Below are 4275 nucleotides of genomic sequence, written 5' to 3'. Positions count from 1 at the left end.
CTGAATGGTGTCGCCATCGGCGATCTCGACGCGACCGACTTCATCTTCTGAGTCGCTTCAGCGCAAGCCAAATTCCTCGCCGCTCCTCATGGAGCGGTGGGCTTGTTTGTGCTTGCGCCGGCAGCCGAAAGCAGTCCGACCTGCACTTCGTTCTCTTCGATGAAGGGTGCCTGGCTCCCGAGCTGGAGGTGAGGCCCGATCAGTCTCATCAGCGCCCACAGTTGAATGTCGCACCAGCCGTCCGACTTGGAAGCTTGTGCGATCTGCTCAGAGGCAATTTCCACCACCTGGGCATCATTCATAGCCCGTTTCAGGAGCGACAGGCCGGCGTCGGTCCATCGGACCATGACGAGTTCGCTGAGGTTCATTTCCATCGCGTTCCGCAGATTACCTCATCGTTGGCAATAGCCGTGAACTTCGGCCCGGGCAATCGCCTGGCTTTGGAATGACGCAACCCCGTCGCCTGTCACTCGCCGTCGGCGGCGGACTAGTGTCGTAACCATCCGGCCTGGACCGCGGCGGCGGGTCCTGAGTATCGGCTAGGCCGCTGCCCGCTCGTTCCGGTGACTGGCCGACCAGTTCCAGGGCAGAAGTTCCCCGAGGCGGGTCTGCGGCGTATCGGCGATGCGGGCAAGGACGTCGGCGAGCCACGCCTGCGGGTCGATGTCGTTGAGCTTGGCGGTGGCGATTTGCGTCAGCATGAAGGCGCAGCGGACGGCCCCGCGATCGGAGCCGGCGAAGAGCCACGACTTTCGGCCGAGAGCCAGGCTGCGGATCGCCCGCTCCGCCGTATTGTTGCTGAGGCAGATCCGGCCGTCGGTGGTGAAGCGGGCGAAGCCCTCCCAGTGCGTAAGCATGTAATCCATGGCCTTGGCGACCGGAGCATGACGCGACAGGCGCGCCCGCTCGGTGCGCATCCAGTCCTCCAGGTCGGCGAGAACGGGCACGCTCCGCTCCTGCCGGGCGGCGAGACGCTCTTCGGCCGAGCGACCGTTCACCTCGCGCTCGATGTCGAACAGGACGTCGATCCGTTTCACCGCCTCCAGCGCCAGCGGCGAGATCGGTGCCGCGTTCTTTCCCCGCCGGGCACTCCTGGCGATGTCGGCGAGCTCGAAGAACTTGCGGCGTGAATGGGCCCAGCACAGCGCCTCGGTCACCGGTCCCGGACTTCGATCCATGGCGTACAGGCGGCCATAGCCCGCATAGGCGTCGGCCTGGAGGATCCCGCCATAGCCGGCGAGATGGCGCTCCGGATGATCGGCCGTCCGGTCGCGGGAGGCGTAGAACAGGGCTGCCGGCGGCGCGGTGCCGCCGAACGGTCGATCATCGCGGACATAGACCCAGACCCGGCCGGTCACTGTCCTGCCCTTGGCCAGGATCGGAACCGTGGTGTCATCGCCGTGCAGACGTTCAGCGGCAAGGACGTGGCGCTCGATCAGATCGTGAAGCGGGCGAAGAGCATGGACGCAGGCGCCGACCTGGTCGGCGAGCGTCGACAGGCTGAGGTCGATCCCCTCGCGGGCATAGCGCTCCGACTGCCGGTTGAGCGGCTGATGCTGGCCGAGGGCCCTTGCGCTGTTCTGCGCAAGGGCCCTTCGCTGGCCGGCAACAGGAGCGGGACGCGTCACTGCACCATGGTCAGCCACTTCCCAGCATCCCCGCGTCCTCGACCTAAAAGATGAAGTCGTTCACGTCGAGATCGTTGAGGCTGACATTGAGCAGCGTGATGGTGTTGGCACCGTCGGTGATCACCGCGTTGGCACCGGCCTGCGTCAGGTGGTTGAGTTGTAGGTCGGTGAAATTGATGATGTTGGTAACGGCGCTGAGGTTGATCTTCTCGGAATTGTTGAACTCGTCGAAGTCGGTGATCGTGTCCTTGCCGAAGCCGTTGGCGAAGATGAAAGTGTCGGCGTTGAAGTCGCCGGTGAGCGTGTCGTCGCCGGCGCCGCCGGTGATCTTGTCGAAGCCTGCAAAGCCGCGGATCACATCTTCTCCGTCGCCGCCTTCGAGGGTATTGTTTCCGGTACCTCCCAAAAGTGTGTCGTTTCCGGCGTTCCCATAAAGGCCTACTGTAGTGTCTGAGCCGGTGAGGCTATCGTCACCAGTGCCGCCGTTCGCAACTTCCATTTCGAAGATGCGGTCAACGCCGATTTCAGAGCCGCTGGCGTAGTTCAAGCCAAAGTTCAGGCGAATTCCCGCCGATGAGAGGATGTAGGAGACAGTGTCGATGCCGTCGCCGCCATTGTAGGTGTCGGCGATGGCGTCGGTATCGGCGAAGAAGCGATCGTTGCCGGCCTCGCCGTAGAGCAGGTCGTTGCCGCCGCCGCCATAGAAGGTGTCGTTGTCGGCGCCGCCGAGGAAGCGATCGGACAGCGAGCCGCCGCGGAAGGTGTCGTTGCCGGCACCGCCCGTGATGTCTCCGGAAACGGTGCCGGAGCCAAGCATGGTGAACGTGTCGACACCGCCGCCGAGATCGACGGCCCCGAATATCGTGCCGGAATTGACGATGATGTCGGCGCCGTCGCCAAGGGTGACATTGCCGTTTGTCGTGCCAGAATTGGTAAAGGCGAGGGCTTGGGACCCGGAGCCGAAAACTGCGCCGGAAGCCCCGCCGATGATCGTGCCGCCATTGACGAGGGTCGAAGGGTCGAGGGACGCGCCGACCAGCTGGTAGGCATAGTCCGAGCCTTGGAGAATGCCGCCCGCCGTGATGTGGGTGGTGTTGGCGCCACCGTCATAGATGCCGGTCTCACCTGAGACATGCCCGCCGATCGTGACGCTGTTGGCCGAGTTGTTGAGCAGGACGCCCGTGAACGTGGCATCGATGATTCCATCGACGACGAACTGGTTTCCTCCATCTGTGGTCGCGTACAGACCGTAGCTGCTGAAGATGGAACCTGCGCTCGTGAGGACGACGCGATCACCGCCGTTGACCTGCACGCCGTCGTCGTCGGCGATCAGCATGCCGGCGACATTGATGACGGCGTTCGCCGCCGTCGCATTGACGCGGATCGCGTCAAAGCTCGAATTGGCATCCGACTGGATGAAGACGTAGGGCAGAACGTAGAAGGGGCCGTTCCCGACATTGGCATCATCGATGACAAGGCCGGTGACCGAGCTGCTGGCGATGACGGTAGGCATCGAAGTGTTCCTGAAGAGGCGGAGTGGGGGACGTGCCGCAGCCTCCCGAGCGGTCGCCTAGATGGCTTCCCGAACCGTGTCGAAATTGTGGAATCTTCCGTATAGGAAGTATCGATGGATATTGATCGATGACCTTTGAGCTATCCGGTCCGCCATCTTCCGCTATCCGCGGTCCGCGCCGCGGCCGACTTCATCCGCTCAGCGCCTCAACCAGGATCGACACTTGCCCGCAGATAGCCCGGCGGTTCGGCCTGGACGATCATCTTCGTCTCGCGGCAGCCGCAGCCGGAGCATTTGATGCCCGACGGCCGCCAGTTGTGTAGGTTTATTCGGCGCCGAAGAGCTCGACTGCACGGACCATGGTCAGGCCGAGGCGCCGAGCGCAGCGGTCGTTCGCGCAGTACCAGGACAGCGTCTTGCGTGGTCCCGGAGATCGCCGAGGGGCTTGATGGTCGTCCCGTCGCTCACGGCTTCCTATCAAGGATCCATTGCGGCGCTTGGCCTGCTTTGTCGTCCGCCCGCCGATCGCGGTGAGCGAGGATCAGTCCGCCGCCCGCCTGGACCCGCGCGATCGCGGCGTCGAGGTCACTCAGATGGGGGCATTCGTAGACCGCAACCGTCCAATCCGGCTCACTGCGCCAGTCGCGCCAGAGGGCCTCGCAGTGGGCAGTAGCGTCCCGCCGACTGGCGAAGCTCTCAAGAACGGTATCTCCGTGCCGCCGTGCCTTCACGACAAAGGCCATGTGGCGCCTCCCGTGTCACCTGCTGCTCTCGATAGCTGTAGATTGGCTCAGTTCTGCCCGGAGCAAGACCGACCCGGTGTCGCAGCTGAAGGGGTACTCCGGATCAGTGTGGGCGCTCAACGATCCCGTGACGACGACAAAGAGCCTTTCATTGCTCTCGGACTTACCGTCGCACGACGGGCCCTTCGTCGCAGGTGTCCAGCGAAGTTCTCGCCGACGATCAGCCAGCCGCTTCCTTAATCGCTCTCGACCCGCTGACCGTGTCGCTAGCTAAGTCCCTGCACAAAAAGCATTTACCTGCTTGTGCTACCTATGGCTGCCAAGCGATATGGGCGCGTGTCCACGGTGATCATGACCAAACGTCTGCCGATTCTGTTCGTGCTGCCGGCCC

At 63.4% G+C, this 4275-nt stretch carries 3 protein-coding genes and 1 pseudogene; all 4 read right to left on the bottom strand.

What is annotated here, in order from left to right; all coding sequences use genetic code 11:
• Positions 1 to 86 precede the first annotated feature (86 nt).
• On the bottom strand, positions 87 to 368 hold the full coding sequence (locus tag ATO4_RS26520; RefSeq protein WP_139802729.1) for a hypothetical protein: 282 nt from the start codon (positions 366 to 368) through the stop codon (positions 87 to 89).
• 171 nt (positions 369 to 539) lie between these two features.
• A pseudogene (locus tag ATO4_RS26515) lies at positions 540 to 1562 on the bottom strand (IS66 family transposase); the annotation flags it as partial.
• Positions 1563 to 1671: 109 nt separating this feature from the next.
• Positions 1672 to 2964, bottom strand: coding sequence for a calcium-binding protein (locus tag ATO4_RS26510; RefSeq protein WP_176223198.1), 1293 nt, complete (start codon positions 2962 to 2964; stop codon positions 1672 to 1674).
• A gap of 641 nt (positions 2965 to 3605) precedes the next feature.
• The gene (locus ATO4_RS26505; protein WP_083595091.1) at positions 3606 to 3884 is read right to left on the bottom strand and encodes a hypothetical protein; all 279 of its coding nucleotides are present in this window, start codon (positions 3882 to 3884) and stop codon (positions 3606 to 3608) included.
• Between the last annotated feature and the right edge of the window lie 391 nt (positions 3885 to 4275).

This window comes from Aurantimonas sp. 22II-16-19i, assembly GCF_002088275.1.
In the GTDB taxonomy this organism is placed as follows: Bacteria; Pseudomonadota; Alphaproteobacteria; order Rhizobiales; family Rhizobiaceae; genus Jiella.
Note: the sequence above shows the minus strand (reverse complement) of the source record. Positions and strands in the feature narration are given on the sequence as shown.